26 protein-coding genes are annotated in these 26360 nt (G+C 62.5%); 14 read left to right on the top strand and 12 right to left on the bottom strand.

Annotated elements, in window-relative coordinates; translation table 11 throughout:
* The first annotated feature begins 37 nt into the window (after positions 1 to 37).
* The 3 genes from CXQ81_RS19230 to CXQ81_RS19220 all read left to right on the top strand — a co-directional run bounded on the left by CXQ81_RS19230 (position 38) and on the right by CXQ81_RS19220 (position 1928).
* Positions 38 to 709 carry a c-type cytochrome gene (locus CXQ81_RS19230; protein ID WP_007921737.1) on the top strand — a complete coding sequence of 224 codons (672 nt, stop codon included), beginning with the start codon at positions 38 to 40 and terminating at the stop codon, positions 707 to 709.
* Positions 706 to 1629: a c-type cytochrome gene (locus CXQ81_RS19225; protein ID WP_007921738.1), complete on the top strand. Its 924-nt coding sequence runs from the start codon at positions 706 to 708 to the stop codon at positions 1627 to 1629. Before CXQ81_RS19230 ends, CXQ81_RS19225 begins: the two co-directional genes overlap by 4 nt.
* 68 nt (positions 1630 to 1697) lie before the next feature.
* On the top strand, positions 1698 to 1928 hold the full coding sequence (locus CXQ81_RS19220) for a hypothetical protein (protein WP_007921740.1): 231 nt from the start codon (positions 1698 to 1700) through the stop codon (positions 1926 to 1928).
* 12 nt (positions 1929 to 1940) lie between these two features.
* Here CXQ81_RS19220 and CXQ81_RS19215 read toward each other — a convergent pair whose 3' ends face one another.
* Together CXQ81_RS19215 and CXQ81_RS19210 are read right to left on the bottom strand one after the other, a co-directional pair.
* Entirely contained in the window at positions 1941 to 2222 is a 282-nt protein-coding gene (locus tag CXQ81_RS19215; protein WP_007921741.1) for a hypothetical protein, read from the bottom strand.
* A gap of 155 nt (positions 2223 to 2377) precedes the next feature.
* Positions 2378 to 2566, bottom strand: a complete 189-nt coding sequence (locus CXQ81_RS19210; protein ID WP_007921742.1) for a hypothetical protein — start codon at positions 2564 to 2566, stop codon at positions 2378 to 2380.
* A gap of 338 nt (positions 2567 to 2904) precedes the next feature.
* On the opposite strand from CXQ81_RS19210, the gene galU reads away from it, so the two are divergent.
* Positions 2905 to 3744: a UTP--glucose-1-phosphate uridylyltransferase GalU gene (gene galU / locus CXQ81_RS19205; protein WP_007921743.1), complete on the top strand. Its 840-nt coding sequence runs from the start codon at positions 2905 to 2907 to the stop codon at positions 3742 to 3744.
* A gap of 131 nt (positions 3745 to 3875) precedes the next feature.
* Positions 3876 to 5234, top strand: coding sequence for a glutathione-disulfide reductase (gorA, locus tag CXQ81_RS19200; protein WP_101338210.1), 1359 nt, complete (start codon positions 3876 to 3878; stop codon positions 5232 to 5234).
* On the opposite strand, the gene CXQ81_RS19195 is transcribed toward gorA, so the two are convergent.
* A complete protein-coding gene (locus CXQ81_RS19195; RefSeq protein WP_101338209.1) occupies positions 5231 to 6265 on the bottom strand; it encodes a DNA-binding protein in 1035 nt (344 codons plus the stop codon). The genes gorA and CXQ81_RS19195 overlap by 4 nt on opposite strands.
* 178 nt (positions 6266 to 6443) lie before the next feature.
* Between CXQ81_RS19195 and CXQ81_RS19190 the strand changes: the two genes are divergently transcribed.
* The 3 genes from CXQ81_RS19190 (at position 6444) to ahpF (ending at position 9786) form a co-directional block, all read left to right on the top strand.
* Positions 6444 to 7382: a site-specific integrase gene (locus tag CXQ81_RS19190; protein WP_101338208.1), complete on the top strand. Its 939-nt coding sequence runs from the start codon at positions 6444 to 6446 to the stop codon at positions 7380 to 7382.
* Positions 7383 to 7533: 151 nt separating this feature from the next.
* Positions 7534 to 8097: an alkyl hydroperoxide reductase subunit C gene (gene ahpC, locus CXQ81_RS19185; RefSeq protein WP_007921754.1), complete on the top strand. Its 564-nt coding sequence runs from the start codon at positions 7534 to 7536 to the stop codon at positions 8095 to 8097.
* A 123-nt stretch (positions 8098 to 8220) separates the two neighbouring features.
* Complete coding sequence (gene ahpF, locus CXQ81_RS19180) at positions 8221 to 9786, top strand: alkyl hydroperoxide reductase subunit F (protein ID WP_007921755.1); 1566 nt, start codon at positions 8221 to 8223, stop codon at positions 9784 to 9786.
* 161 nt (positions 9787 to 9947) lie between these two features.
* On the opposite strand, the gene gloA is transcribed toward ahpF, so the two are convergent.
* Positions 9948 to 10469 carry a lactoylglutathione lyase gene (gene gloA / locus CXQ81_RS19175; RefSeq protein WP_007921757.1) on the bottom strand — a complete coding sequence of 174 codons (522 nt, stop codon included), beginning with the start codon at positions 10467 to 10469 and terminating at the stop codon, positions 9948 to 9950.
* Between the two features lie 195 nt (positions 10470 to 10664).
* On the opposite strand from gloA, the gene CXQ81_RS19170 reads away from it, so the two are divergent.
* On the top strand, positions 10665 to 11192 hold the full coding sequence (locus CXQ81_RS19170) for a DUF4946 domain-containing protein (protein WP_101339440.1): 528 nt from the start codon (positions 10665 to 10667) through the stop codon (positions 11190 to 11192).
* 228 nt (positions 11193 to 11420) lie between these two features.
* On the opposite strand, the gene CXQ81_RS19165 is transcribed toward CXQ81_RS19170, so the two are convergent.
* The 3 genes from CXQ81_RS19165 to CXQ81_RS19155 all read right to left on the bottom strand — a co-directional run bounded on the left by CXQ81_RS19165 (position 11421) and on the right by CXQ81_RS19155 (position 14566).
* Entirely contained in the window at positions 11421 to 11786 is a 366-nt protein-coding gene (locus CXQ81_RS19165; protein WP_007921761.1) for a histone-like nucleoid-structuring protein, MvaT/MvaU family, read from the bottom strand.
* A 245-nt stretch (positions 11787 to 12031) separates the two neighbouring features.
* Entirely contained in the window at positions 12032 to 13570 is a 1539-nt protein-coding gene (locus CXQ81_RS19160) for an EAL domain-containing protein (protein WP_087090561.1), read from the bottom strand.
* A 120-nt stretch (positions 13571 to 13690) separates the two neighbouring features.
* Positions 13691 to 14566 carry a LysR family transcriptional regulator gene (locus CXQ81_RS19155; protein WP_101338207.1) on the bottom strand — a complete coding sequence of 292 codons (876 nt, stop codon included), beginning with the start codon at positions 14564 to 14566 and terminating at the stop codon, positions 13691 to 13693.
* A gap of 79 nt (positions 14567 to 14645) precedes the next feature.
* Between CXQ81_RS19155 and CXQ81_RS19150 the strand changes: the two genes are divergently transcribed.
* From CXQ81_RS19150 to hpaR, 3 genes are all read left to right on the top strand, one after another.
* Positions 14646 to 15593: a DMT family transporter gene (locus CXQ81_RS19150; protein ID WP_101338206.1), complete on the top strand. Its 948-nt coding sequence runs from the start codon at positions 14646 to 14648 to the stop codon at positions 15591 to 15593.
* A gap of 266 nt (positions 15594 to 15859) precedes the next feature.
* Entirely contained in the window at positions 15860 to 16936 is a 1077-nt protein-coding gene (gene hppD / locus CXQ81_RS19145; RefSeq protein WP_101338205.1) for a 4-hydroxyphenylpyruvate dioxygenase, read from the top strand.
* 144 nt (positions 16937 to 17080) lie between these two features.
* On the top strand, positions 17081 to 17503 hold the full coding sequence (gene hpaR / locus CXQ81_RS19140; RefSeq protein WP_007921772.1) for a homoprotocatechuate degradation operon regulator HpaR: 423 nt from the start codon (positions 17081 to 17083) through the stop codon (positions 17501 to 17503).
* A 167-nt stretch (positions 17504 to 17670) separates the two neighbouring features.
* Here the strand turns inward: hpaR and rarD are convergent, their stop codons facing one another.
* From rarD to CXQ81_RS19125, 3 genes are all read right to left on the bottom strand, one after another.
* Entirely contained in the window at positions 17671 to 18552 is an 882-nt protein-coding gene (gene rarD, locus CXQ81_RS19135; protein WP_009044210.1) for an EamA family transporter RarD, read from the bottom strand.
* Positions 18553 to 18737: 185 nt separating this feature from the next.
* Positions 18738 to 19745, bottom strand: coding sequence for an aldo/keto reductase (locus CXQ81_RS19130; RefSeq protein WP_087090569.1), 1008 nt, complete (start codon positions 19743 to 19745; stop codon positions 18738 to 18740).
* A 103-nt stretch (positions 19746 to 19848) separates the two neighbouring features.
* The gene (locus CXQ81_RS19125; RefSeq protein ID WP_007921776.1) at positions 19849 to 20748 is read right to left on the bottom strand and encodes a LysR family transcriptional regulator; all 900 of its coding nucleotides are present in this window, start codon (positions 20746 to 20748) and stop codon (positions 19849 to 19851) included.
* Between the two features lie 161 nt (positions 20749 to 20909).
* Between CXQ81_RS19125 and CXQ81_RS19120 the strand changes: the two genes are divergently transcribed.
* Positions 20910 to 21320, top strand: a complete 411-nt coding sequence (locus CXQ81_RS19120) for a hypothetical protein (RefSeq protein ID WP_101338204.1) — start codon at positions 20910 to 20912, stop codon at positions 21318 to 21320.
* 257 nt (positions 21321 to 21577) lie between these two features.
* Here the strand turns inward: CXQ81_RS19120 and CXQ81_RS19115 are convergent, their stop codons facing one another.
* Both CXQ81_RS19115 and CXQ81_RS19110 read right to left on the bottom strand, forming a co-directional pair.
* A complete protein-coding gene (locus CXQ81_RS19115; RefSeq protein WP_101338203.1) occupies positions 21578 to 23479 on the bottom strand; it encodes an acyl-CoA synthetase in 1902 nt (633 codons plus the stop codon).
* 214 nt (positions 23480 to 23693) lie between these two features.
* On the bottom strand, positions 23694 to 25004 hold the full coding sequence (locus tag CXQ81_RS19110; protein ID WP_053261482.1) for an MFS transporter: 1311 nt from the start codon (positions 25002 to 25004) through the stop codon (positions 23694 to 23696).
* Positions 25005 to 25186: 182 nt separating this feature from the next.
* On the opposite strand from CXQ81_RS19110, the gene CXQ81_RS19105 reads away from it, so the two are divergent.
* On the top strand, positions 25187 to 26314 hold the full coding sequence (locus CXQ81_RS19105; protein ID WP_101338202.1) for a sugar diacid recognition domain-containing protein: 1128 nt from the start codon (positions 25187 to 25189) through the stop codon (positions 26312 to 26314).
* Positions 26315 to 26360 lie beyond the last annotated feature (46 nt).

Here is a 26360-nt window from a genome sequence, read left to right as displayed (position 1 = left end):
ATAAGCCTAAGAATATAACTAGAAAATGGAGTTCGCCATGATCCCTGTGGATCGAATACTGCTGAGCAGCCTGATGCTGTTTTTTGTCGCCAATGCCCAGGCCGTGGATGGGCAGAAAGTCTTTACCCAGGGTGGAGCGCAGCCCGGCGCCACGGCGTGCCTGGCCTGTCATGGTGGCGATGGCCTGGGCCTGGCGGCCGCCGGGTTTCCGCGCCTGGCGGGATTGTCGGCGGGTTACCTGCGCAAGCAGCTGGAAGATTTTCGCAGCGGTGCGCGCAGCAACCCGGTCATGCAGCCACTGGCCAAGGCCCTGAGCGATGACGAGATAGACGCGGTCAGCCAGACCCTGGCGGCCATGCCGGCTGCGACGCCAGCGCCGATCAACCGCAGTTCCCTGGCTGAAGGCGTGGGTGCGAGGCTGGCCTTGCGCGGCGCCTGGGAGCGGCAGGTTCCGGAGTGCGTGACCTGTCATGGGCCGGGTGGCGTGGGCGTGGGAGACGCCTTTCCGCCGTTGGCCGGGCAACCCGCGGCGTACCTCGCCGGGCAATTGAATGCCTGGCGCGACGGCACGCGCCGCAACGATCCGAACGACCTGATGGGACACATCGCCAAGGCCCTGAGCCCCGAGGAAATCACGGCGGTGGCCGATTATTTCGCCAAGGTCGGCAGTCAGTTGGCCAAGGCCGATAACCAGGAGTCCAAGCCATGAAGCGTGATCTTCTATTGGGCTTTTCCCTCGCCTTGCTGACGGCCCAGGCTTATGGCGCCGCGGTCGCCATGGAGGACCAATCACAGTTGCGGGAGCCGGCGGTGAACGCTGCCCATCCCGGGTATTTCCAGCCACCGGCGGAGAGCGAGCTACCGGACAATGCCTACGGCAAGATGGTCCGCGACGGTTATGCGCTGTTCGTCGATACCAAGCGCCTGGCGCCGAAGTTCGTCGGCAATGGGCTCAATTGCAGCAACTGCCACCTGGATCAGGGGCGGCTGGCCAACTCCGCGCCGCTGTGGGGCGCCTATCCGATGTACCCGGCGTACCGTAAGAAGAACAACAAGGTGAACACCTACGCCGAACGCTTGCAGGGCTGCTTCCAGTTCAGCATGAACGGCACGCCGCCGGCCGCCGACAGCTACGAGATCACTGCGTTGTCGGTGTATTCCTACTGGCTGGCGAGCAAGGCGCCGATCGCTGTCGAGTTGCCCGGGCGGGGTTACCCCGAGGTGCCGCAGCCGGCCCAGGGCTACGACCTGGCCCGTGGCGAGCAGGTATACCGGGCGCAATGCGCGGTTTGCCATGGCGATAACGGCCAGGGCCAGAAGGTCGGCGCGGACTATGTCATGCCGCCGCTCTGGGGCAAGGACTCCTATAACTGGGGCGCGGGCATGCACCGGATCAACACGGCCGCGTCCTTTATCAAATACAACATGCCCCTGGGCAAGGCCGGCAGCTTGAGCGACCAGCAGGCCTGGGACGTGGCGGCGTTCGTCAACCGCCATGAACGACCACAGGACCCACGCCTGGTGGAGGGCTCCATCGAGAAGACCCGGCTCAAGTTCCACGCCAACGACGGGGTCAATCTGTATGGCCAGACGGTAGATGGCGTGCTGATTGGCCAGGGCATCCGATAAACTGTCGGCCATTGTCAAAGATGCCGTCGAAACCCAGGTTTCGGCGGCATCGTTTTTTGGGAGAAAGCATGAAGCGCGAAACAGTCCGGGAGAGGCATGCAGAGGGGCATATCTCTGCGACCCATGTGATTCAGAATCCGGCGAATTCCGGGGAATGGATCGTATTCTTCAAGAAAAGTGCGGGGCGCAGCTATTTTCTGGTGGATGACAACGATGAAGTCGAGTCATTCGACCGACTGGACGACCTGATCGAAACCATTCGCAACCTGGGCATCAAGTTTGCCGAGATTCATATGTAGGCCGTGCGCCTGCTACTTGCAGACCACCACCACGCTGCGGCTTTTGTAGTTGCCAACGTCCGCCCCCAGGGTCTTGTCGCTTTCCTTGAGCGACGGCGTGCCGTCGGTGCCAATGATCCGATAGCCGGTGCCGGCACAGGAGGCGTCGGCCTTTTCATAGCAGCTGGCCCAGGAGCTGGCTTCGCCGGAGCAATCGATGCTCAGGCCTTGCTCGCCGTTTTCCAGGTAGGTATCGGAAACGGTGGCGCATCCGCTCAGGGCCAGTACCGCGGTCAGTGCCAGAAGTTTGTGCATGGGTGTGGTCGTCGTCGAGAAGTTTGAGCCCCGGGGGAGGGCTGGACACCCTTGGCGAGCGTCTGGGACGAGATGCTATAGCGAACCGCCACTGCGGTATAGATCGGCATGAAAAAGCCCTGCGCGGGGCAGGGCTCTTTAGTGCGGAGGCGGTCTCAGGACTTGGGGCTGCGACGCGCCGAGGCGTGACCTGCGGAATCTTCGAACACCGATGCCACTTCGACCGCCATCGCCTCGCTGGCGAAAGGTCCGGCGACGTTCTCGCCCTGGGCGCTGACCAACCACCACTGACCGTCTTTCAACTGCTTGATCTGGTAACCGTTTACGCTTTTTGTTGCCGACATCTATCTGCCTCGTTGGCGGGATTCAAGGGCGCCATGATAGCGGTAAACGAGTTCCTGTAAGAGGGTGGACAAGGGCGGGGCGCAGAAAATTCAGGCTTTGCAGCCAGATGGCGGTTTACGGCGCGGGCTATCTGTACGATGCTGCGAAGCTGTGTCTGCAAGCCTGTTCGAAACTATGTGCGGAGCGTGCAGAACAAGGTGGGGAGCTATGTGGGGAACTATCCGCGGCAATATTTCTCTTAGATGGCAGCGGTTAGCCACTGCGACCCATTGTAAGGCGCACGCGGCCTGATTAGACTGCGCCGAAATTCGTACGTACAGCCCTTTTAAGGACTCATATGATCAAGAAATGCTTGTTCCCAGCAGCCGGTTACGGTACTCGCTTCCTGCCAGCGACTAAAGCCATGCCTAAAGAAATGCTGCCGGTGGTGAACAAGCCACTGATCCAGTACGGCGTTGAAGAAGCACTGGATGCCGGTCTGAACGAAATCTCCATCGTCACCGGTCGCGGCAAGCGCGCCCTGGAAGACCACTTCGACATCAGCTACGAGCTGGAAAACCAGATCAAGGGCACCGACAAGGAAAAATACCTGGTCGGTATCCGCCGTCTGCTGGACGAGTGCTCGTTCTCCTACACCCGCCAGACCGAAATGAAAGGCCTGGGTCACGCGATCCTGACCGGCCGTCCGCTGATCGGTGACGAGCCGTTCGCCGTGGTGCTGGCGGACGACCTGTGCGTCAACCTCGAAGGTGACGGCGTGCTGAAGCAGATGGTCAAGCTGTACAAGCAGTACCGCTGCACCATCGTTGCAATCATGGAAGTCGACCCGCAAGAAACCAGCAAGTACGGGGTGATTGCCGGCGACCTGATCGGCGACGACCTGTACCGCGTACGCAACATGGTTGAGAAGCCGAAGCCGGAAGATGCGCCGTCGAACCTGGCGATCATCGGTCGCTACATCATGACCCCGGACATCTTCAAGCTGATCGAAGAAACCGAGCCGGGCAAGGGTGGCGAGATCCAGATCACCGACGCCCTGATGAAGCAGGCCCAGGACGGCTGCGTGATTGCCTACAAGTTCAAGGGCAAGCGTTTCGACTGCGGTGGCGCCGAAGGCTACATCGACGCGACCAACTTCTGCTTCGAGAACTTCTACAAGACTGGCAAGGCTTACTGATAGCCCGCTTGATCCTTGTACTGAAAAGCCACCTTCGGGTGGCTTTTTCGTTTTATGCCCCTATGTAAATCCTCTAGCGCTGACCGGATACGCATCTGCGGTTATGCTGTCAGCCTGCCTGGGAGAGTGAAATGGCCTACGATTTTGATCTTTATGTAATTGGCGCCGGTTCCGGCGGTGTGCGTTCGGCGCGGTTCGCCGCGGGTTTTGGCGCGAAAGTCGCGGTCGCCGAAAGCCGCTATCTGGGCGGTACCTGTGTCAACGTCGGCTGCGTGCCGAAAAAGCTGCTGGTGTACGGCGCCCACTTCGCCGAAGACTTCGAGCAGTCCGCAGGCTTCGGCTGGAGCCTGGGCGAAGCCGATTTCGACTGGGCCACGCTGATCGCCAACAAGGATCGCGAGATCAATCGCCTGAACGGCATCTATCGCAATCTGCTGCTCAACAGTGGCGTGACCCTGCACGAAGGCCACGCCAGGCTGATCGACCCGCATCAGGTGGAGGTCAATGGCCAGCGCTACACAGCCAGGCACATCCTGATCGCCACCGGCGGCTGGCCGCAGATCCCGGACATTCCGGGGCGCGAACACGCCATCAGCTCCAACGAGGCGTTTTTCCTCAAGGAACTGCCCAAGCGCATCCTGGTGGTGGGCGGCGGTTATATCGCGGTGGAGTTCGCCGGGATCTTCCATGGCCTGGGCGCGGACACCAAGCTGCTGTATCGCGGCGAGCTGTTCCTGCGTGGCTTCGATGGTGCGGTGCGCAAGCACTTGCAGGAAGAGCTGACCAAGCGTGGGCTCGACCTGCAGTTCAATGCCGATATCGAGCGCATCGAAAAGCAGGCCGACGGGAGCCTGAAGGTCACGCTCAAGGATGGTCGCGAGCTGGCCACCGATTGCGTGTTCTACGCCACCGGCCGGCGGCCGATGCTCGACAACCTGGGGCTGGAAAATACCGGGGTGAAGCTCGACAAGCGTGGCTTCATCGAGGTCGATGAGCAGTACCAGAGCGCCGAGCCGTCGATCCTGGCGATTGGCGATGTGATCGGGCGCGTGCAGTTGACGCCGGTGGCCCTGGCCGAAGGCATGGCCGTGGCGCGGCGTTTGTTCAAACCGGAACAGTATCGCCCGGTGGACTACAACATGATCCCGACCGCGGTGTTCAGCCTGCCGAATATCGGCACCGTCGGCCTGACCGAAGAGCAGGCGCGGGAAGCCGGGCACAAGGTGCAGATCTTCGAAAGCCGCTTCCGGCCGATGAAGCTGACCCTGACCGAGTGCCAGGAGCGCACGCTGATGAAGCTGGTGGTGGATGCCGAGACCGACAAGGTGCTGGGCTGCCATATGGTCGGCCCCGACGCCGGTGAGATCGTCCAGGGCCTGGCGATTGCCTTGAAGGCCGGCGCCACCAAGCGTGACTTCGACGAAACCATCGGGGTGCACCCGACGGCCGCCGAAGAGTTCGTCACCATGCGCACGCCGGTCGCCGGTTAAGCTTGCTCTGGCGGCTCCGGCCGCTGCTCTTCTGTTTCTGGCTGCGCCTCGGTCTTCGCGGCGGCAGCCAGTTGCAGAGCCTCCAGGCTGGCCTCGGCCTTGGCGGCGCGCAGTTCCAGTTGTCGATTGTCCTGCAGCTGCTGCTCCAGGTTCTGCTTGAACTCATGACTTTCCAGCAAGGCGACGCGCAGACGTTCCTGGAGGAGGGTGTGTTCGCTGTTCAGGCGAGTGGATTGCTCCAGCAACTGGCCAAGCTTGCTGTCGGTTTTCTGTACCTGCTCCTGTGCCTGGCGCAACTCTTTCTGGGTGGCGCGTTGCTCGCTGGTCAGGCGTTCGTTGTCGCGGTGCAGTTGGGTGATCTCGTCCTGGCGCACCAATGCGCTTTGCTGGGCCTGGCGCAGTTCCTGTTGCGCTTGCTGCAGCTGGCCTTCATGGCGGCGCTGGTCCTGCTCGCGCTGCTCCTTGACCGCGCTGCGGTAATGCTCGAGGGCGTCCCGGGCGTGCAGGTGCTTTTCTTCCAGTGAACGAATCTGCTCGTCCTTGTCTTTCAGGCGCAATTCGAAGTCGGCCAGGGCCTGGTTCAGTCCGGCATTGCGCGTCTGTTCGCTCTGCAGGATGGAGCGGGTTTCCTGCAGCAGCGTGCTTTCGCTGGCCAGGGCTGCAGCCTGGGTCTGCAGTTGCTGCCGCAACTGGGCCTGTGCCTGCTCGGACGCGGCCTGCTGCGCCGCCAGTTCCTGATTCATTTCCTCCACTTGCGCCTGGGCCTGCGCCACGGGCTCCTGAGCCTGTTCGCGCAGGCGCTGGGCCATGCGCTGGATCAGTTCCGTCAGTTCTTCTTCCAGGGCTTCCTGTGGTGCGGCGCGGCGGGCTTCGCTTTGCTCCAGCTCCTTCAGGTAGCGGTGAATGGTGGTTTTCGAGCCGGTATTGCCCATTTCGATGCGCACCGCATCGATGCTGGGGTGTTCGCCGCGGGCGAGGATTGCCGAACGGGCGATTTGCACCACCGCCTTGTTAACGCCGCCACGAGCCATGGGATCTCCTACGATTACGTACTTTTTTACGTGGTATGTATAAAGTGTAATTATACAATAAAATAAAAGATAAATATTCGAATTATTGACATGGGATATACTGGTATTACCCCGTGTCATGATCAGAACGCCTTGTTGCACCCCGCCATTTCCGTACGCAAGACGAGTCGAGCAAGCCATGAGTGATCTGGATCGTTATCTGCACGCCGCGACCCGCGACAACACCCGACGCAGTTATCGGGCGGCCATCGAGCATTTCGAGGTGACCTGGGGCGGGTTCCTGCCGGCGACCAGCGACAGCGTGGCGCGTTATCTGGTGGCGTATGCGGGGGAGCTGTCGATCAACACCCTGAAGTTGCGGCTCTCGGCCCTGGCGCAGTGGCACAACAGCCAGGGTTTCGCCGACCCGACCAAGGCTCCGGTGGTGCGCCAGGTGTTCAAGGGCATTCGTGCGCTGCACCCGGCGCAGGAGAAACAGGCCGAGCCTTTGCAGTTGCAGCATCTGGAGCAGGTAATCGCCTGGCTGGAGCAGGAAGCCACCCAGGCCCGGCTCGATGACAACCAGCCGGCGTTGCTGCGGGCGCGGCGTGACAGCGCGCTGATTCTCCTGGGGTTCTGGCGTGGCTTTCGCAGCGACGAGTTGTGCCGGCTACGGATCGAGCATGTGCAGGCGGTGGCGGGTTCCGGCATCAGCCTGTATCTGCCCCGCAGCAAGAGCGACCGCGACAACCTCGGCAAGACCTGGCACACCCCGGCGTTGCGTCGGCTGTGCCCGGTCCAGGCCTATATCGAGTGGATCAGCGTCGCCGCCCTGGTGCGTGGCCCGGTGTTTCGTGGCATCGACCGCTGGGGCCATCTGAGCGAGGAGGGGCTGCACGCCAACAGTGTGATTCCGTTATTGCGCCAGGCGCTGGAGCGCGCCGGGGTTGCCGCCGAGCAATACACCAGCCACTCCCTGCGCCGCGGTTTTGCCACCTGGGCCCATCGCAGCGGCTGGGACCTCAAGTCGCTGATGAGCTATGTCGGCTGGAAGGACATCAAGTCGGCCATGCGTTACGTCGAGGCCAGCCCGTTTCTCGACATGGCCCTGACCCAGGAAAAGCCGGTCGGCGAGTAAATACGCATTTCTTCTATTAATACTGCGCGCTAATAGCCAAACCTAATCAGCAGCATCAGCTTTGCCAATGAGCCTTGGCTGGGAGCATTGGTTAGGATTCTCCCCATCAAGTTTTCAACCCAAGTTTTTACCCACTGATGGAGAATCACCGATGCCTATCATCAACAGCCAAGTCAAACCGTTCAAAGCAACCGCCTTCAAGAATGGCGAGTTCATCGAAGTGTCGGACGCCACCCTGAAAGGCAAATGGTCCGTCGTGTTCTTCTACCCGGCTGACTTCACCTTCGTTTGCCCAACCGAGCTGGAAGACCTGGCAGACAACTACGCCGAATTCCAGAAACTGGGCGTGGAAATCTACAGCGTTTCGACCGACACCCACTTTGCCCACGCTGCCTGGCACAACACTTCGCCAGCCATTGGCAAGATCCGCTACACCATGATCGGCGACCCGACCCTGGCCATCTCCCGCAACTTCGACGTGTTGATCGAAGAAGCCGGTCTGGCTGACCGTGGCACCTTCGTGATCAACCCTGAAGGCCAGATCAAGATCGTTGAAATCAACGACGGCGGTGTTGGTCGTGACGCTTCCGAGCTGCTGCGCAAGATCAAGGCCGCTCAATACGTCGCTGCCCACCCAGGCGAAGTCTGCCCAGCCAAGTGGAAAGAAGGCGAGGCTACCCTGGCTCCTTCCCTGGACCTGGTCGGCAAGATCTAAGCCTGTGACTCGCTACAGCAGGGCGGACCGCCGCACCTAAGTCAGCTGCACCGCCCCCAAGAACGCCCGGGCGAGATTCGCTCGGGCGTTTTTTTTCGATCTGAATAAAAGGAAATCGCCCGTATGTTGGACGCCAATCTTAAAGCCCAGTTGAAGTCATACCTGGAACGGGTCACCCAGCCGATCGAGATCGTTGCCTCTCTCGACGACGGTGCGAAATCCCAGGAAATGCTCGAATTGCTGAAAGACGTTGCCAGTCTTTCCAGCCAGATTACCTTGCTCGACAACGGTAGCGATGTTCGTAAACCATCGTTCTCGATCAATCGCCCGGGAAGCGACATCAGCCTGCGTTTCGCCGGCATCCCCATGGGCCACGAATTCACTTCCCTGGTGCTGGCCTTGCTGCAAGTCGGCGGCCACCCCTCGAAAGCCAGTGTCGAAGTGATCGAACAGATCCGCGCCCTCAAAGGCGAGTTCAACTTCGAGACTTACTTCTCGCTGTCCTGCCAGAACTGCCCGGACGTGGTCCAGGCGCTGAACCTGATGGCGGTGCTGAACCCGAACATCCGCCACGTCGCCATCGACGGCGCGCTGTTCCAGGACGAAGTCAACGATCGCAAGATCATGGCGGTCCCCAGTGTCTACCTCAATGGCGTGAACTTCGGCCAGGGCCGCATGGGCCTGGAAGAGATCCTCGGCAAGCTCGACACCGGGGCCAGCGAGAAACAGGCGGAAAAAATCAGTGCCAAGGACGCCTTCGACGTCCTGGTGGTCGGCGGTGGCCCTGCCGGTGCGTCGGCGGCGATCTACGCGGCCCGCAAAGGCATCCGTACCGGTGTCGCGGCCGAGCGTTTCGGCGGCCAGGTGCTGGACACCATGGCCATCGAGAACTTCGTCTCGGTCCAGGAAACCGAAGGGCCGAAACTGGCCAGCGCCCTGGAAGAGCACGTTCGCCAGTACGACGTCGACATCATGAACCTGCAGCGTGCCAGTGCGCTGGTGCCGGCCAAGGAAGTCGGCGGCCTGCATGAAGTGCGTTTCGAAAGCGGCGCGAGCCTCAAGGCCAAGTCGCTGATCCTGGCCACCGGTGCCCGCTGGCGCGAGATGGGTGTGCCCGGCGAGCAGGAATACAAGGCCAAGGGCGTGTGTTTCTGCCCGCACTGCGACGGTCCGCTGTTCAAGGGCAAGCGCGTGGCGGTGATCGGTGGCGGTAACTCCGGCGTCGAAGCGGCCATCGACCTGGCGGGCATTGTCAGCCACGTGACCCTGCTGGAGTTCGACAGCAAGTTGCGCGCCGATGCCGTGCTGCAACGCAAGCTGTACAGCCTGGCGAACGTCAACGTGATCACCAGCGCGCTGACCAGCGAAGTCAAGGGTGACGGCCAGAAGGTCACCGGCCTGGTGTACAAGGACCGCGATTCGGGCGAGTTCAACACCGTCGACCTGGAAGGTATCTTCGTGCAGATCGGTCTGCTGCCGAACACCGACTGGCTCAAGGGCACCGTCGAGCTGTCGCCTCGTGGCGAGATCATTGTCGATGCCCGTGGCGAGACTTCGCTGCCCGGCGTGTTTGCCGCCGGTGACGTGACCACCGTGCCGTACAAGCAGATCGTGATCGCGGTAGGCGAGGGCGCCAAGGCCTCGCTGAGCGCCTTCGACCACCTGATCCGCACTTCCGCGCCGGCCTGAGTCGACCGCGGAAAAAACAAAACCCCATGAGCCTTGGCTCATGGGGTTTTTTGTTGGTGGCTTCTGTAGGAGCGAAGCCTGCTCGCGATCAACGATGACGCGCTGGATCAGCCAAGTCGCTGCCTACCGTGGGCGCGTCCTGCTCCCGCAGGAAGCGCGAGTTACAGCGGTGCCGGCTGGATGATTTCAACCCAGTAGCCGTCCGGGTCCTTGATAAAGGCCAGGCTCTTCATGCGGCCGTCGTTCAGGCGCTTCTGGAAATCGCAGCCCAGGGCTTCGAAGCGCTCGCAGGCGGCGACGATATCCGGCACCGAAATGCAGATATGGCCAAAGCCGCGCGGGTCGGTGTTGCCGTTGTGATAGGCGAAGTCCGCATCGTTCTCGGTGCCGTGGTTGTGGGTCAGCTCGAGGATGCCGGGGATCGACTTCATCCACTCGGTACGGGCCGCGGCGTCGGCCGGGATCTGCGCCTTGTCCACCAGGGCGAGGAAGTACAGGCTGAATTCGGCTTCGGGGAAGTCGCGTTTTTCCACCAGCGAGAAACCCAGGACCCGGGTGTAGAAGTCCAGGGACCTGGTGATGTCCTTGACCCGCAGCATGGTGTGGTTGAACACGAAGTTGGCGGTGGCGGTGTCAGGCTGGGCGGTTACGCCGGGGAAAGTATTGAGTTCGTGCAGGCTCATGGGCCCTCCGGAAAAGAAGTGGGCAAGAATACTCATGCTAATGAGCCCCTTGGCTTGCAGGGCTTCGGGCGTCCTTGCGGTCGGCCAATAATACGCAAGAGCGGCAGGGCGCACCAAACACAAAGCTACGAATCTGTTGCTCGATACTCGTGCCAGCCTCAGACTTCAAGGCTCGTCCCTTACGTGTTCATGACCATGCGCTTATCGTTCAAAACCCTGTGTCTGCTTGCACCCTGGCTTCTGGTTCCGGCCCTGGCCGAGGCGGCGGACCCGGTGATCACCTGGCCCAGCGGCTGGCAGATCGAAGAGTTGCCACAGGCGCAAGAACAACCGGCCAAGGTATTCCGTCAGCGCGCGGTGAAGAACGATGCCGGCGGCACGCCGCTGATGGTCATGGAGTTGACCATGACTCAAGTTGAAAGCGGACATCAGGTCAATCTGCAGGCGGTCTTGCTGGAAATGCGCAAGTCGGTGCAGAAGGACTTCGGGCGCGGCGGTTATCAAAGTGTGTGCACGCGCATTCATGACACGACATTGAGTCGCCTGGTGGCGCTGGAAACCACTTGCACCATTACCGAAAACGGCCGTCATGTGTTGTCGCAAACACTGGTGGCGGCTGTCGATGGCGATAAGGCCTATGTATTGTCTTATGCCGGACAGGCTGCGGTTTATGTCGAAAGTCAGGAGGAAATTCGTGGGGTGCGAAGTAGCCTGAAACTTTAGTGGAGGGGGGGCGATTGTCCTACGTCGATCGGCGTGGTTCGCGCCTTTGAACTAAGTACAAAGTTGTAGGATCAAGCAGGGGGATTGGTAGGCAGGTGCAGTTCCGACTGGGTGTTTATGGCCGCTCAGGCAATCTAGGGGTTGCAACTTATTCGATTTCGAAACAAAGAGCCTTGGCTTAAAGGTAAAGACCCTGCATTGGCAGGGTCTTTTATATACATCGGTTGCTTAACCGCGCAGCCAGGAATCTACAGTGGCGGCGCCGTACTGTTCTTTCCAGGCTTTAAGGCCACGGTGATTGCCGCCCTTGGTTTCGATCAACTCGCCGGTGTGCGGGTTCTGGTAAACCTTGACCACGCGTGCACGACGGGTTTTCGGCGCGCCCGAGAGCGGCAGAGCGGATTTGCCCGGATTAGGATCGAGAATGGCGATAATGTCGCGCAGGCTTTTGCCGTAGGTCTTCATCAGGCCCTGGAGCTTTTCTTCGAACTCGATTTCTTTCTTGAGTCCGGCGTCGTTCTTCAGGGATTCCAGCTGGGCGAGCTGTTCTTGAAGGGCCTTTTCTGCTGCACGAAATTCAGCGAGTCTGGACAATATCTTTACTCCAATAGTGTATTTGGCTGATACCAACCGCAAACAAAGCTATAAGCCAAGAGCCTTAGAACGACTCGATTATAATGGCCCACCTGTGAATCTTGTACAGGCTTGAAAAATTGTAGTAGTTAATCTGGCGCAAGTAAATCACGTCGTTGTTGATGCACGCAATTTGTCATCTTCTGATTCAAATTGGTGCGCGAAACAATTACCGAGTTCAATAAATCTTCATGAAAAATGGCTATTTAGTGGCGCGCCAGTGCTTGTAGGAATTCTTCCCCGGGCATTGGCCTGCCGAATAAGTAGCCCTGCAGGAAGTCGACGCCATGGGCGGCCAGATAGTCCTGTTGTTCCACTGTTTCCACGCCCTCGGCGACTATCCCCAGTTCGAGCTTGCCCGAGAGTTCGATGATGCTGTCGAGTATGTGCCGGGACAGGGCATCGACTCCAATCATGGCCACGAAGCTCTGGTCGATCTTCAGGTAATCGACATTGAACTTGCGCAAGTAACCCAGGCTTGAATGGCCGGTACCGAAGTCGTCGATAGCGATCATTACCCCCAACTTGTGCAGTTCCTCGAACAGGCTGTGGGTGATCGCGGTCGGTTCTATCAGTTCGCGTTCGGTCAGTTCCAGGACCAGTCTTACCTTGCCTGGCGGGAACATGCCGAGAAACTGCCGGCAGTCCTCCAGCAACTCCAGGTCCTGGCAATGGCTGGCGGTGATATTGATACCGATATGAAAGTCGTCGATGAAGGCCGGGGCGTGGGGCGCCAGCAGCAGGGCGGTCTGCTGCATCAGCGAACGGGTCATGGGCACGATCAGGCCGGAGTGCTCGGCGAAGGGAATGAACAGGTCCGGACGCACCAGGCCTTCCCGGGGATGTTTCCAGCGCATCAGCACTTCGATGCCGGCCCACTGTTTCGTGTCGCCGCGCACCACGGGCTGGAAGTACGGGATGAACTCCGCCGCTTCCAGGGCGCGCTGCAGTTCATGGCTGGGCGACGACGAGCGTTTTTGCAGCCAGTGGCCAAGGGCCGCCGCCAGCACCCCGAAGAAGATCAACAGGCTGAACAGGGCAGGGTACTGGGACTTCATGTAGAGCCAGATATCGCCCTCGGGAAACCCCGCATTGACGCTGTAGGGGTAGCGCGAAGAGGCCATCTGATAAGGGGTGACCGGGGGCGGCGGAGCGATGGATTCATGGACCTGGCCATCGTCGGCCAGCCAGTAGGGGCCGACTTGCAGTTGCAGTTCGGCAAAGCGGCTGATCAGGCGCAAGGCGTTGCTCAGGTGATAGCCGTCGATGGTGGCCAGGACCGCGCGTTCACCCTCTTGCAGGCGATAGACCAGCAGCGCGGTATTGGGCGTGACCTGATTGCCGTCCATCAACCACAACTTGCCGTCGACATAGTCCGCCGGGTCCAGTAGGAACGAGGATTGGCCGAGCAGCGAGCTGCAGTAATTGTCATTGCGCCACACCAGATTGGTCGAGCGTACGAACGGGCGGCGAGTCACCTGTTCGCGCAGGGCCAGTTGCCGGAAGTCGTCGCAGGGCTGGCCGACTTGTGCCATCAGTGCCCGGGCGGCGAGGTCGGCGTTATCGAGCATCAGGTCGAACTGGCGGATCGCTTCCTCGGCAGTCTGCTGGCTGCTGTGAGTCAGCGCACGCTCGGCCTGCATATAAAGGATCGCCACGCCCAGTACCACCGGCAGCAAGCCGATCAGCAGGGTTCGCAGGTTGCGGGTGGAGCGTTTCAACGGGCCTTTGGCGGTCAATGGCATGGAGGAAAAACCTGTGGCGAAGTGGGGGCCAGAGAACGCTCAAAAGCCGCTGGGCGGTATGGCGGCAGGTCCGGCGGCATCCGGTCCATGGGCATGATAGACGGCGCCTCCGGGTTGCGCTCAGTCACCGCGATACAGACTCCGTGCCTGCTCGATAAAGGCCAGGGTCGCTGGTGACGCTTGCCGCCGGTCCAGCACCGCCAGCCCTACCTGGCGCCGGGCGGGAGGTGACAGCGGCTTGATCTGGTAGCGCGGGTCGCTGGCCTCGGGCAGCGACAATTGTGCGACCAGGGTCAGGGCCTCGCCGCGGGCCACGGTCTCCAGGGTGCTGAGCAGTTGCGAGCTGCGATAGCGGATGTTGGGGCTGAGCCTGGCCGCGAGGAACAGCCGGGAAACCAGCTCGGCGGAACCGGCCTCGGTGAGGATGAACGGGTCGTCGCACAGCTCGGCGAGACTCACCGAATCCTTGCTGGCCAGCCCATGCTGGCTGGGGATCAGCGCCACCATCTGGTCTTCCACCAGGGCGAAGCAGTCGAAGCGTTCCTGGGGTAGCACCACGAAACCGACATCAATGCGCCGTTCCTCCAGCCATTGCAGTACCTGGCGGTCGGGCCCCTCGTCGATGTGCACCTCGATACCGGGATGGGCCTGGCGGTAACGCTGGAGGATTGCCGGCAGCAGTTTCATCGACGAAGTCGGGCCGAACGAGCCGATGCGCAAGGTGCCGCGTTTCATGCCGCGGGCGTCGGCGGCTTCCTGTTCCATGGTGGCGGCCAGGCCGAGGATGGCGCGGGCCCGCAGCAACAATTGCTGGCCGATATCGGTGAGTTCCACCAGCGACTGATGCCGGCGGATCAGCTCGACCCCCAACTCCTGCTCCAGGGACTTGAGCGCGTGGGACACCGCGGACTGGCTGATGCCCAGCCGGCTGGCGGCGCTGGTGAAACCGCGCAGCTCGGCCACCAGGGAGAAGATCTGCAGTTGGCTCAGGGTCATGAGTAAAAGCTCATTTTACGATGATCGGGCATTAGTCGAAGAATACCCGAACCTTCCTTTATCCGCGCCTCGGGGCCTTATGAAAACTGTCGATCAAACCTGTGCCGGGCCTTCCGATTGGCCGGTGTATTGCAAACTGGCGGCGGTCACCATGATCTGGGGCGGCACCTTCGTCGCCGGGCGCCTGCTGGCCGGCACCCTGGAGCCTTTGTTGGCCGCCAGCCTGCGTTTTCTCCTGGCCAGCCTGGCCTTGCTGCTGTTCATGGCGATCGCCCGGATTGCCCTGGTGCGCCCGAGCCTGGCGCAGTTCGTCCAGCTGGCGCTGCTGGGGTTTTTCGGGATCTTTTTCTACAACCTGTGTTTCTTCGAGGGCCTGCAGTCGATCAATGCCTCGCGTGCCTCGTTGATCGTCGCCCTCAATCCGGCGGTGATCGCCCTGGCATCCTGGGCGCTGTTCAAGGAGCGCTTGAGTGGCGCCAAGCTGTTCGGCATTGCCTTGTGCCTGGGGGGAGCGGGGGTGGTGATCCTCAGCCGCGACCCGGGGGCCTTCTCCAGCGGGCCGGGCAGTTGGCGCGGGGACCTGCTGATTTTCGGCTGTGTGCTGGGCTGGGGCGTCTATTCGTTGTTTTCGCGCACCCTGAACCAGACCCTGGGCCCGTTGCAGACCGTGACCTATTCGATCCTGCTGGGCACGGCAATGCTCTGCAGCACCGCGGCCCTGCGCGGCGAGGTACGCCTCGAAGCGCTGTCGAGCCTGACCCTGGAGCAGGGCCTGAGCCTGCTGTACCTCGGCGTGCTGGGCTCGGCCCTGGCGTATATCTGGTATTACGACGGCCTGCGCAAGATCGGCGCGACCCGCTCGGGGGTGTTTATCGCGCTCAATCCGCTGACTGCGGTGATCCTTGGCGCGCTGCTGCTGGACGAACGCCTGAGCCTGGCCATGTGCCTGGGCGGCGGGTTGATCCTGTGGGGCATTTACCAGTGCAACAAACCCCTTGCGAGCCTGGAAAAAAAGCGGATTTTATAGAGAGTGCGGACAAACAGTTTTACGCTGTGTAGAATCTGGTTACGCATACAATAATAAAGTCTTCTGGCAGCAGAAGCCTCGCCCCCCAGCCGGTAAGACAAGGGTCGACATGAAGATTCTCGGGTTTCAACTGATTTACGGTGACTTCCTCGCGCGCAGCGTGCGGGGCATCTCTTGCGCGCCACCTGCCTACCTCAGCATTGCTAGCAACTAACGATCCGTTAATTCCAAGCTATTGATTCTAAAAGCATGATGAGGCGCCAACCATGGCAGATATCTTCGAAAACCCGATGGGCCTGATGGGCTTTGAATTCATCGAATTCGCATCGCCTACTCCCAATACCCTCGAGCCGATCTTCGAGATCATGGGTTTCAGCAAAGTCGCGACCCACCGTTCCAAAGACGTGCACCTGTATCGCCAGGGCGCGATCAACCTGATCCTCAACAACGAGCCCCACAGCGTCGCTTCGTACTTCGCCGCCGAGCACGGTCCGTCGGTGTGCGGCATGGCGTTCCGCGTCAAGGATTCGCAAAAGGCCTACAAGCGTGCCCTGGAGCTCGGTGCCCAGCCGATCCACATCGAAACCGGCCCGATGGAGCTGCACCTGCCGGCGATCAAAGGCATCGGTGGCGCACCGCTGTACCTGATCGACCGCTTCGGCGAAGGCAGCTCGATCTATGACATCGACTTCGTGTTCCTGGAAGGCGTCGACCGTCATCCAAAAGGCGCCGGCCTGAAGATCATCGACCACCTGACCCACAACGTGTACCGCGGGCGCATGGCTTACTGGGCCGGCTTCTACGAGAAGCTGTTCAACTTCCGCGAGATCCGTTACTTCGACATCAAGGGCGAATACACCGGCCTGACCTCCAAGGCCATGACCGCGCCCGATGGCATGATCCGCATCCCGCTGAACGAAGAGTCGTCCAAGGGCGCCGGACAGATCGAAGAGTTCCTGATGCAGTTCAACGGCGAGGGCATCCAGCACGTGGCCTTCCTCACCGACGACCTGATCAAGACCTGGGATCAGTTGAAGAAGATCGGCATGCGTTTCATGACCGCGCCACCGGATACCTACTACGAAATGCTCGAAGGCCGCCTGCCGAACCACGGCGAGCCGGTGAACGAGCTGCAGTCGCGGGGCATCCTGCTGGACGGCTCCTCGGAAGAGGGCGACAAGCGCCTGCTGCTGCAGATCTTCTCGGAAACCCTGATGGGCCCGGTGTTCTTCGAATTCATCCAGCGTAAAGGCGACGATGGTTTCGGCGAAGGCAACTTCAAGGCACTGTTCGAATCGATCGAGCGCGACCAGGTCCGTCGTGGCGTGTTGTCCACCGACTAAGCCGCATCCTGCCTGACAATCGAGCCCGGTCGGGGAATTCTCGACCGGGCTTTTTCTTGCCTGTCGGTTGGCGATTGTGAATGTGTTAATGTTCGGCCTTTGTGGCGCTCCGCGTCGCCATCCAGCCCTGTGAACGACCCGCACATGACCAACCCAAGACCTTCCCTGACATTGACCCTGCTCCAGGCCCGCGAAGCGGCCATGGCGTTTTTTCGTCCATCCCTCAACCAGCACGACCTGACCGAGCAGCAGTGGCGGGTGATCCGCATCCTGCGCCAGAACGGCGAACTGGAAAGTCATCAACTGGCGAAAATGGCCTGCATCCTGCCGCCGAGCATGACCGGCGTGCTGACCCGCCTGGAGCGCGACGAATACGTCAGCCGGCGCAAATCCCCCGAGGACCAGCGCCGGCTGTTCATCACCCTGACGGAAAAGGGCGAGGCCTGTTTCGAGTCCATGAGCGGCGACATGGAAATCAACTACCAGCGCATCCAGCAGCAGTTTGGCGAGGAGAAGATGCAGGCCTTGCTGGCCCTGCTCAACGAACTGAAGCAGATCAAACCCTGACCCCCAACGCGGACCGGTAGCCGGTGCCGCAGGCTGCGAACGAGGCCGCAGGACTCGCCATCGGCCGTGATGCGATCTGTGGGGAGCCGCGTCTTCTGTCGCGGCCGCTTCGCACGGAGTGCCGCCCAGACCGATCGCAGCCTGCGGCAGCGGCTACAGGTCTAGCGTCAGCTTCTGCGCTGACGCATCAAGTGCTTGAACCCCTCGTACACCAGCACCAGCACCGCCAGCCAGATCGGCAGGTAGGTCAGCCATTCCCCGGCCTTGATGCTTTCCCCCAGCAGCAGGGCCACGGCCAGCAGCAACACCGGTTCGACATAGCTCAACAAGCCGAACAGGCTGAAGGGCAGCAGGCGGCTGGCGATGATATAGGCCACCAGCGCCGAAGCACTGATCAACCCCAGCAACGGAATCAGCAGGTACAGCCAGGGGTGTTGATCGACCACGGCAAAACCCTGCTCGCCGCCTTGCACGAACCACAGCGCGATCGGCAGCAGCAGGGCCATATCGAGCCACAGGCCGCCCAGGTTGTCGGCGGCCAGGCGTTTGCGTAGCACGAAATAGACGGGATAACCGATGGCCACCACGAGCGTCGCCCAGGAAAAACTGCCCACCTGATACAACTCGTTGAGCACCCCCAGGGTCGCCAGGCCGGCGGCGATCTTTTGCAGCCGCGACAGCTGTTCGCCATAGACGATGCGCCCGGTCAGGACCATGGTCAGCGGCAGCAAAAAATACCCCAGCGACACATCCAGGCTGTAGCCATTCAACGGCGCCCACATGAACAGCCACAGCTGCACCCCGAGCAGCGCCGCGGACAGCGGCAGCGCCAGCAGCAGAAGAGGTTGGCCCAGCAGTCTCTTGAGGATGGCGCCGACATGCCGCCATTCGCCGCTCACCAGCATGAATACCGTCATGCATGGGGCGGTGAGCAGCATGCGCCAGCCGAAAATCTCCACCCCGGTCAGGGGCGCCAGCAAGGAGGTGTAGAAATACATGACGGCAAACAGCACCGACGCCAAGACCGATAGAGCAATACCTTTAGACAAGCTGTCCTCGTGTGACCTGAACCAGGCAAATGGGATGGTGGGAAAACTGCGGGGAATATAGAGGGTTTGGCGCGAGACGTTTACTCGGATTTATCGCAAGTTACGGGAAAATATCCCGTTTGCCGCCACTGACCGGCAGCGCGGCAGCAGGTGGCCCGCGGAAGGGGCCACCGCTGTGGGGGAGGTCAGCGCGGCGTGCGTCCGGAGACGAAGTGGCTGACGTCGTTGAAGCCGGGGGTCGAGGCATGCCCCGGAGTGACCAGCGAATCGATGAAGGCTTCATCCTCGGCGCTGATCTTCACGTCCAGCGCCTTGGTGTAGGCGTCCCACTGTTCCTCGGTGCGCGGGCCGACGATTGCTGAGCTGACCGCGGCATTGTTCAGCACCCAGGCGATGGCGAACTCGACCATGCCGACCCCACGGCCCTGGGTGTACTGCTGGATCTGCTGGGCGATGCGCAGCGACTCGACGCGCCATTCGGTTTCCAGGATGCGTTTGTCCTGGCGCCCGGCGCGGCTGTTGCTGTCGGGGGCGACATCCGGCGCGTACTTGCCGCTGAGCACGCCACGGGCCAGCGGGCTGTAGGGCACCACGCCGAGCCCGTAGGCCTGGGCCGCGGTGATCTGTTCGGTCTCGGCCTGGCGGTTGACGATGTTGTACAGCGGTTGGCTGATCACCGGTCGGTCGACGCCGAGCCGGTCGGCGACGCGGATCACCTCGGCGATGCGCCAGCCGCGGTAGTTGGACAGGCCCCAGTAGCGGATCTTGCCCTGGCGCAGCAGGTCGCCGATGGCCGACACCGTGACTTCCAGCGGCGTGTTGTGGTCTTCGCGGTGCAGGTAGTAGATGTCGATGTAATCGGTGCCCAGGCGGGTCAGGCTGGCGTCGATGCCATTGAACATGTGCTTGCGGCTCAGGCCGCTGCGGTTGGGCACGCCATCGACGGGGCCGAAGCCGACCTTGGTCGCCAGCACCCATTGGTCACGCTGGCTGGCGATGGCTTCGCCGACGATCTCTTCGGAGCGGCCGCTGGTATAGACGTCGGCGGTGTCGATGAAATTGATGCCCTGGTCCCAGGCCTTGTCGATGATGCGCAGGGAGTCCTCGGTACTGGTCTGTTCGCCGAACATCATGGTGCCGAGGGTCAGGGGGGACACGTGCAGCCCGGAATGGCCGAGGATGCGATAGCTCATGTACGAAATCCTTGTGCGTGAGGTAAGGCCGGCGCGACAACGGCCAGCGACCGGTCATGGGACGCCCATCAAATACCAGAACGGGCGTAGGGGGCAATCTGAATTATCCGGCCAGCAGCTGGCAGCGGGCCTGCAAAAAGCGTTGCAGCACCTTCACCCGTTCCGAGACCTGCAAACGGTGCGGGCACAGCAGGTTGAGCGGCACGCTTTCGCCTTGCCAGTCGCCGAGCAGGGGCACCAGGCGCCCGGCGCGGATATCGCTGGCCACATCCAGCCAGGCCTTGTAAGCGATGCCATGGCCGGCCAGGGCCCAGCGCCGCGCCACTTCGCCGTCGTCGCTGAGGTAGTCGCCGCGCACCTGGACCTCCTGCACCTCGCCGTCGCGGCTGAAATGCCAGCTGTTGTAGGGGCGACCGTTGCGCAGATAGATCAGGGCACTGTGCTCGCCCAGTTCGGCGGGCGTCTGCGGGGTGCCGTGGCGCGCCAGGTAATCGGGGCTGGCACAAGCCAGCCGGTGATGCCGGGGCAGGATCGGCAGGGCCACCAGGCTGGAATCGCTGGGCACGCCGAAGCGCAGGGCGACGTCGACGGTCTCGCGGAACAGGTCGCTGTGCCGGTCGTTGAGCAACAGTTGCAGGCGGATATGCGGGTGTTCGCGCTTGAAGTCGTCCAGCCAGGGCAGCAGCAGGTTGCGCCCGAAGTCCGACGGCGCCGCCAGTTGCAGCACGCCGCTGAGGCCCTGGCTCTGTTGCTTCAACGCCTGTTCACCCTCCGCCAGGGCCGCCAGCGCCACGCGCACGCTGTCCAGGTAGCGCCGGCCTTCTTCGGTAAGGCGCATGCTGCGGGTCGAACGCGCCAGCAAGCGCATACCCAGGCGGGTTTCCAGGCGCTTGAGGGCGATGCTGGCGGCGGCGGGGGTCAATTCCAGGCTGCGGGCGGCGGCGGAAATGCTGCCGGAATCGGCGGTACGGACGAAGACTTCAAGGTCGAGAATCGAGCTCATTGCTAAAAATCCTTTAAAGATCTTTGCGTTTTACCGGGATTTTTCCTCGATTATCAAGCTGAGAATATGCAGTCACTTCCATCGCACCAGGGTGACCCCATGAAAACGCTCAGTACGTTCTTGCCGGATCGCACCGCCGTCATCGGTGGCGGAGGTGTGTCATGACCTGGCACTTCGACCATCTGGCCTTCAACACCGCCGAGGGCGATGCCTTGCAGCAGGCATTCCAGGCCCTGCTCGGGCTGCAGGCTGGACGGCGCCCGCCGTTTCCCTTTCCCGGACGCTGGCTGTACCAGGACGGGCAGGCGCTGGTGCATGTGATCGAGCAACCGACTTTCGCCGAGACCGCGCTCAGCCATATCGCCTTCAGGACCGAGGAGGATGCCGCGCAGCTATTGCAGCGGGTCCAGGCCAGCGGCTTGCCGCATCAGGTGGCGCAAGTACCGCAGGACGGCACCTGGCAGATTTTCGTGCGGATGCCGGGTGGCCTGGTACTGGAACTGGATGCACCGGCGAGCCCCGACCTGCATCCGGGGTATCGCTATGCGGCGGACGGCGGCGCGCCGGCCTGAAACATGGCCGCGCCAATACGGGGGGCGCAAGCATCTGCTCCGTCAGCGCAGAAGCCGAAACTGTAGCCGCTGCCGCAGGCTGCGATCGAGGCCGCAGGACTCGCCATCAGCCATGACGCGGTCTGTCAGCAAAACGGCTTCTCTCCGGTCACGGCTGCTTCGCAGGGAGTGCCGCCCAAACCGATCGCAGCCTGCGGCAGCGGCTACAGGTGAATGCCTTGAAGCGCGGCGACCCCGATGGCCGGGGCCGCCGGCAATCAGGCCGAATGCAACTGGTAGCGCACCGCATAACCGCTCAGGCGCTGCTCCAGAGCCGCACGGCGGGTGGCATCCAGGCCGGGCACATGGATATCCACCCGTTGTCCATGGCGCTCGTCGCTGAGGGCTTCGACGCGGATGCCCTCGGCAACCTGGCGCACCTCGTCTTCGAACACCCGGCGAATGGCGTCCAGGCGCAGGGCCGGCTTGAAGGTCTTGCCCACGGCCGTCAAGGGGATCTGCTCAAGCAGCCAGACGTCCTTGGGCAGCGCGGCCCGTTCATGGATATGCCGCGCGGCGTGCTCCAGCAATTCGGTCGGGTCGGCGCTGGCGCCGGCCTTGAGCTGGACGTACACCACCGGCAGCTCGCCGGCCTTGATATCCGGCTTGCCCACCGCCGCGGCCATGGCCACGGCCGGGTGGCGATGCAGGGCTTCTTCGATCATCTGCGGGTCGATGTTGTGGCCGCCGCGGATGATCAGGTCCTTGCTGCGCCCGGTCAGCCAGATGTAGCCATCCCGGTCGATGCGCCCCAGGTCACCGGTGTTGAACCAGCCGCCGTCGAGCCACAGGCCCTGGTTCTTGTCGGCCTGCAGATAACCCTTGAACACTGTCGGCCCGCGCAGGCAGACGTTGCCGGGTTCGTCGGTGGCGGCGTCGCGCAGGTAATGGCCGTCGCTGTCGAGCACGGCGATCTTGACCTCGCAGTACGGCAGGCGCAGGCCGATGGAGCCGGGGCGGCGCTCGCCGTCCTGGGGGTTGCAACTGGTGGCGCAGGTGCCTTCGGTGAGGCCGTAGCCCTCGATGATCTTCAGCCCCGAACGCGCTTCGAACTGACGGATCAGTTCCACCGGCATGGGCGCGGCGCCACACACGGCAAAACGCAGGCTGGAGACATCGATGCCGTCGTTGGGCACCTGCAGCAAGGCCGCATAGATGGTCGGTACGCCGCTGAAACAGCTGACCCGATAACGCTCCACCAACTGCCAGAAATCCTTGATCAGGGTCGGGTTGCGGTAGCCCTGGGGGCCGGCCAGCAGCACCCGGGCGCCGCGGTGGAAGGCGGACAGGCCGGTGACCATCACCCCGTTGACATGGAACAGCGGCAGCCCGCAGAGCAGCACATCGTTGCTGTCGTAGTCGCCGTGCAGGCCGATGATCTCGGCCATCACCACTTCATTGAGGTGGCTGTGGGGCGCCAGTTTCGGTGTGCCGGTGGTGCCGCCAGTGTGGAAGTACGAGGCGATGTCGTCCGTCTGGATCACCCGGCCGCTTTCCAGGTGGTCGGCGGGGCAGGCGGCCAGCAGGCTGTCGAAGTCCAGCACGCCTTCCGGCATCGCCGGGCGCTGGCTCTGGATCGCGCTGCGTTGCGGCTCGGGCAGCAGGTTGGCCAGGTCGATGGTGACGATGGCCTCCAGCTCCGGCAGGCGCTCGCGCAGGTTGGCGACCTTTTGCCAGAGGTCGGTGCCGGGGAAGGGCGCCAGGGTCACCAGCACCGTGGTGCGCGAGGCGCGGACCAGTTCGGCGATGTGCGCAGGCTCCAGCAGCGGGTTGATGGCGTTGACGATCCCGGCGGCCTCGCCGCCCCAGATCACGTAATGGGTCTGCGGCAGGTTGGGCAGCAGGAACGACACCGCCTTGCCCGGGCGGATGCCCAGCCGGTGCAGGGCGTTGGCGGTACGGGTGACCTGGGCGAACAACTCGGCGTAGCTGATGTTCCAGGGCTGGTCCTGGATGCTGCCCTGGGGCAGGAAGGTCAGGGCGGTGCGCTCGCCGAAACGGCTGGCCGAGCGTTGCAACAGTTGATAGGTGCTGGCGGGAAGATTGCGCCGGGCCAGGGGCTGCTGTTGTTCGAGGGCTTGGATATCGCCGAGGCGGGCGAGGGAGATGGGCGCGGTCATGATCGTGTGGGTCTTCCTTCGGTAAGGTCTGCGAGGGAGTCATCAATCGATCCAGCCAATGGAAAACTGCCGCGGCCGGACGTCTGTCCGATATACCATGGGGGCGCTGAGGTCGGCTGTTGCTTTTTGTAGCGAGGCGATGACAAACCGCGGTTTGTCCCGGGAAGCCGGGCCCGCCAGAGGGCAGGCCCGGTGGCAGGCTCGGAGGTATGGCTCAGCGTTTCAGCGTGCGGGTCATGCGCAGGGCCAGCAGGCTACCCGCGACGATGACACCGGCCAGCAGGTACAGCGCGGCGTCGGTGGAGCCGGTGCTGTCCTTGACCCAGCCGACGATGTAGGGGCTGAGGAATCCGGCCATCTGGCCCATGGAGTTGATCAGCGCCAGGCCCCCCGCGGCGGCGCCGGCGCTGAGCAGCGCGGTCGGCACCGGCCAGAACATCGGCAGGCCGGTGAGGGCGCCCATGGTGGCGAGGGTCAGGCCGAGGATGGCGATGGTCGGGTTGGCGGCGAAGTTGACCGCGATCACCAGGCCGATGGCGCCCATCAGCATCGGTACTACCAAATGCCAGCGGCGTTCCTGGCGCAGGTCGGCCGAGCGCCCGACCATCAGCATGAACAGCGCCGCCAGCAGATAGGGAATGGCGCTGAGCCAGCCGATCACCAGGTTGTCGCTGAAGCCGAGGTTCTTGATGATCGACGGCAGCCAGAAGTTGATGGCGTACACGCCACTCTGGATGCAGAAGTAGATCAGGCCGAACGCCCAGATGGCCGGGTTCTTGAACACCGCTGCCAGGGAGTCGCCGCTGGTGCGTGGCTTGCTCGCGGCGTCTTCGGCCTGGTCGGCTTCCAGCAGCGCGCGTTCCTGCGGGCTCAGCCACTTGGCGTGGGCGAAGTTGTCATTGAGCAGGAAGTACGCCAGGGCGCCGAGGATCACCGTGGGGATGCCCTGCAGCAGGAACATCCACTGCCAGCCGGCCATGCCGCCCTGGCCCGCGGCGAAGTGGTTGAGGATCCAGCCGGAGAACGGGCTGCCGAGCAGGCCGGATACCGGGATCGCCGACATGAACAGGGCCATGATGCGCCCGCGGCGAAAGCTCGGGAACCACTGCGAGAGGTACAGCACCACGCCGGGGAAGAAGCCGGCTTCGGCGGCGCCGGTGAGCAGGCGCAGGCTGTAGAACTGGGTCGGGGTGGTGACGAACAGCAGGCAGGTCGACAACGTGCCCCAGGCGATCATCATCAGCGCGATCCAGCGCCGCGGGCCGAACTTGTTCAGCGCCAGGTTGCTCGGCACGCCGCACAGCACGTAGCCGATGAAGAAGATCCCGGCACCCAGGCCGTAGACGGTTTCGCTGAATTTCAGGGCATCGAGCATCTGCAGCTTGGCAAAGCCGACGTTCACCCGGTCCAGGTAGTTGAACAGGTAGCAGATGAAGATGAAGGGGATCAGGCGCAGGGTGATGCGCTTGTAGACGGCGTTTTTATCGTCATCGGTGGCCAGGGTGGCAGCGGCGCTCTGTGACATGGCGTGTCTCTCTTTATTATGATTTTTTGCGATGCGAGGTTAACGTTGATCGCCCCGAGAGTCTCGGTCACCCCATGGGCCGCTGTCTTTGTGCCGGCGCACAGGCTTTGCCGGCTTCCCCTGTGCCGGTGAACAAGCCTTCGCCATCGCACCCGAGCCCGCCTTCCTAGGAACACGCCGCTATGTTCGAACTGGATCACGACCTGGCGCAGGATATCGTCGACCGGACGATGGCCATCCTGCCCTACAACGTCAACGTCATGGACAGCCAGGGCCTGATCCTTGGCAGCGGCGAGCCCGAGCGCATCAATACCCGCCACGAAGGCGCGCAACTGGTGCTGGCCAACGGCCGGGTGGTGGAGATCGACGCGCAGACCGCCAAGCACCTCAAGGGCGTGCAGCCGGGGATCAACCTGCCGCTGCTGCACGACCAGCGGCTGATCGGCGTGCTGGGCATCACCGGCGAGCCGGAACTGCTGCGCACCTATGCCGAGCTGGTGCGCATGACCGCCGAGATGCTGGTGGGCCAGCGCCACCAGCAGGCCGAACAGCAATGGCGCCGCCAGCGTTGCGACGACTTGCTGGCGCTGTTGCTCAGCGACAGTGGGGATTCGCCGCGGCTGGTGGACGAGGCGCAGCAGATGGGCCTCAAGCCGCAGTTGCCGCGCACGCCTTATCTGTTCGAACTGGGACAGCCCCAGGAGGGCGGGGCGCAGACCGTCGAGGCCCTGAGTGCCTGGCTGATGTCCCGTTACCCGGACAGCTGGTGTGTCAGCTCGGCCAAGTCCTCGTTGCTGTGGTGCCGGCCGGCGACCCTGAGTGTCGATAACCCGCGACTGCTGGAAAAGCTCGACAGCCTGGGCTGGAACATCCTGCGCATTGCCGTGGGCGGCCAGGCCGACGGGCTGGCGGGGCTGCGCCGTTGCTACCGGCGGGTCGGCGACTTGCTCGCCTATGGCCGTGATGTGCTGCCCCAATCGCGCTTGCTGACCCTCAATCGTTTCCGCCTGCCGGTGATGCTCTGGCGCCACCGCAATGACGATGCCCTGGACGAGTTGCTCAGCCCTTTGCACAAGGTCATCGCCAAGGACAGCAATGGCCAGCTGCTGGCGACCCTGCGCAGTTGGTGCGACCACGACGGCCAGAGCCAGGCCTGCGCCGACGCCCTGGGCATCCATCGCAACAGCCTGCGCTACCGCATGGAACGCATCGCCGAACTCAGCGGCGTCGACCCGCTCAAGCTCGACGGCATGCTGGCGCTGTACCTGGGGGTGCAGCTGTTGCCGCAGACCGAGCCATCCCCGTTGTAATGCCAGGCCCTGTAGCCGCTGCCGTAGGCTGCGATCGGGGCAGCGC

The organism is Pseudomonas sp. 09C 129 (assembly GCF_002843625.1).
Taxonomy (GTDB): Bacteria; Pseudomonadota; Gammaproteobacteria; order Pseudomonadales; family Pseudomonadaceae; genus Aquipseudomonas; species Aquipseudomonas chlororaphis.
The sequence above is the reverse complement of the archived record's forward strand: the minus strand, read 5'-3'. Positions and strand labels throughout refer to the sequence as shown.

Coding starts and splice junctions, on each gene's coding strand:
- CXQ81_RS19150 (WP_101338206.1), top strand. CDS start 14,646: ATGAAAACTGTCGATCAAACCTGTGCCGGGCCTTCCGATTGGCCGGTG.
- CXQ81_RS19230 (WP_007921737.1), top strand. CDS start 38: ATGATCCCTGTGGATCGAATACTGCTGAGCAGCCTGATGCTGTTTTTT.
- CXQ81_RS19125 (WP_007921776.1), bottom strand. CDS start 20,748: ATGAGCTCGATTCTCGACCTTGAAGTCTTCGTCCGTACCGCCGATTCC.
- galU (WP_007921743.1), top strand. CDS start 2,905: ATGATCAAGAAATGCTTGTTCCCAGCAGCCGGTTACGGTACTCGCTTC.
- ahpC (WP_007921754.1), top strand. CDS start 7,534: ATGCCTATCATCAACAGCCAAGTCAAACCGTTCAAAGCAACCGCCTTC.
- CXQ81_RS19215 (WP_007921741.1), bottom strand. CDS start 2,222: ATGCACAAACTTCTGGCACTGACCGCGGTACTGGCCCTGAGCGGATGC.
- CXQ81_RS19120 (WP_101338204.1), top strand. CDS start 20,910: ATGACCTGGCACTTCGACCATCTGGCCTTCAACACCGCCGAGGGCGAT.
- CXQ81_RS19170 (WP_101339440.1), top strand. CDS start 10,665: ATGCGCTTATCGTTCAAAACCCTGTGTCTGCTTGCACCCTGGCTTCTG.
- CXQ81_RS19225 (WP_007921738.1), top strand. CDS start 706: ATGAAGCGTGATCTTCTATTGGGCTTTTCCCTCGCCTTGCTGACGGCC.
- CXQ81_RS19105 (WP_101338202.1), top strand. CDS start 25,187: ATGTTCGAACTGGATCACGACCTGGCGCAGGATATCGTCGACCGGACG.
- CXQ81_RS19130 (WP_087090569.1), bottom strand. CDS start 19,745: ATGAGCTATCGCATCCTCGGCCATTCCGGGCTGCACGTGTCCCCCCTG.
- CXQ81_RS19210 (WP_007921742.1), bottom strand. CDS start 2,566: ATGTCGGCAACAAAAAGCGTAAACGGTTACCAGATCAAGCAGTTGAAA.
- CXQ81_RS19195 (WP_101338209.1), bottom strand. CDS start 6,265: ATGGCTCGTGGCGGCGTTAACAAGGCGGTGGTGCAAATCGCCCGTTCG.
- gloA (WP_007921757.1), bottom strand. CDS start 10,469: ATGAGCCTGCACGAACTCAATACTTTCCCCGGCGTAACCGCCCAGCCT.
- hpaR (WP_007921772.1), top strand. CDS start 17,081: ATGACCAACCCAAGACCTTCCCTGACATTGACCCTGCTCCAGGCCCGC.
- ahpF (WP_007921755.1), top strand. CDS start 8,221: ATGTTGGACGCCAATCTTAAAGCCCAGTTGAAGTCATACCTGGAACGG.
- CXQ81_RS19160 (WP_087090561.1), bottom strand. CDS start 13,570: ATGCCATTGACCGCCAAAGGCCCGTTGAAACGCTCCACCCGCAACCTG.
- CXQ81_RS19155 (WP_101338207.1), bottom strand. CDS start 14,566: ATGACCCTGAGCCAACTGCAGATCTTCTCCCTGGTGGCCGAGCTGCGC.
- hppD (WP_101338205.1), top strand. CDS start 15,860: ATGGCAGATATCTTCGAAAACCCGATGGGCCTGATGGGCTTTGAATTC.
- CXQ81_RS19190 (WP_101338208.1), top strand. CDS start 6,444: ATGAGTGATCTGGATCGTTATCTGCACGCCGCGACCCGCGACAACACC.
- CXQ81_RS19220 (WP_007921740.1), top strand. CDS start 1,698: ATGAAGCGCGAAACAGTCCGGGAGAGGCATGCAGAGGGGCATATCTCT.
- CXQ81_RS19110 (WP_053261482.1), bottom strand. CDS start 25,004: ATGTCACAGAGCGCCGCTGCCACCCTGGCCACCGATGACGATAAAAAC.
- CXQ81_RS19115 (WP_101338203.1), bottom strand. CDS start 23,479: ATGACCGCGCCCATCTCCCTCGCCCGCCTCGGCGATATCCAAGCCCTC.
- gorA (WP_101338210.1), top strand. CDS start 3,876: ATGGCCTACGATTTTGATCTTTATGTAATTGGCGCCGGTTCCGGCGGT.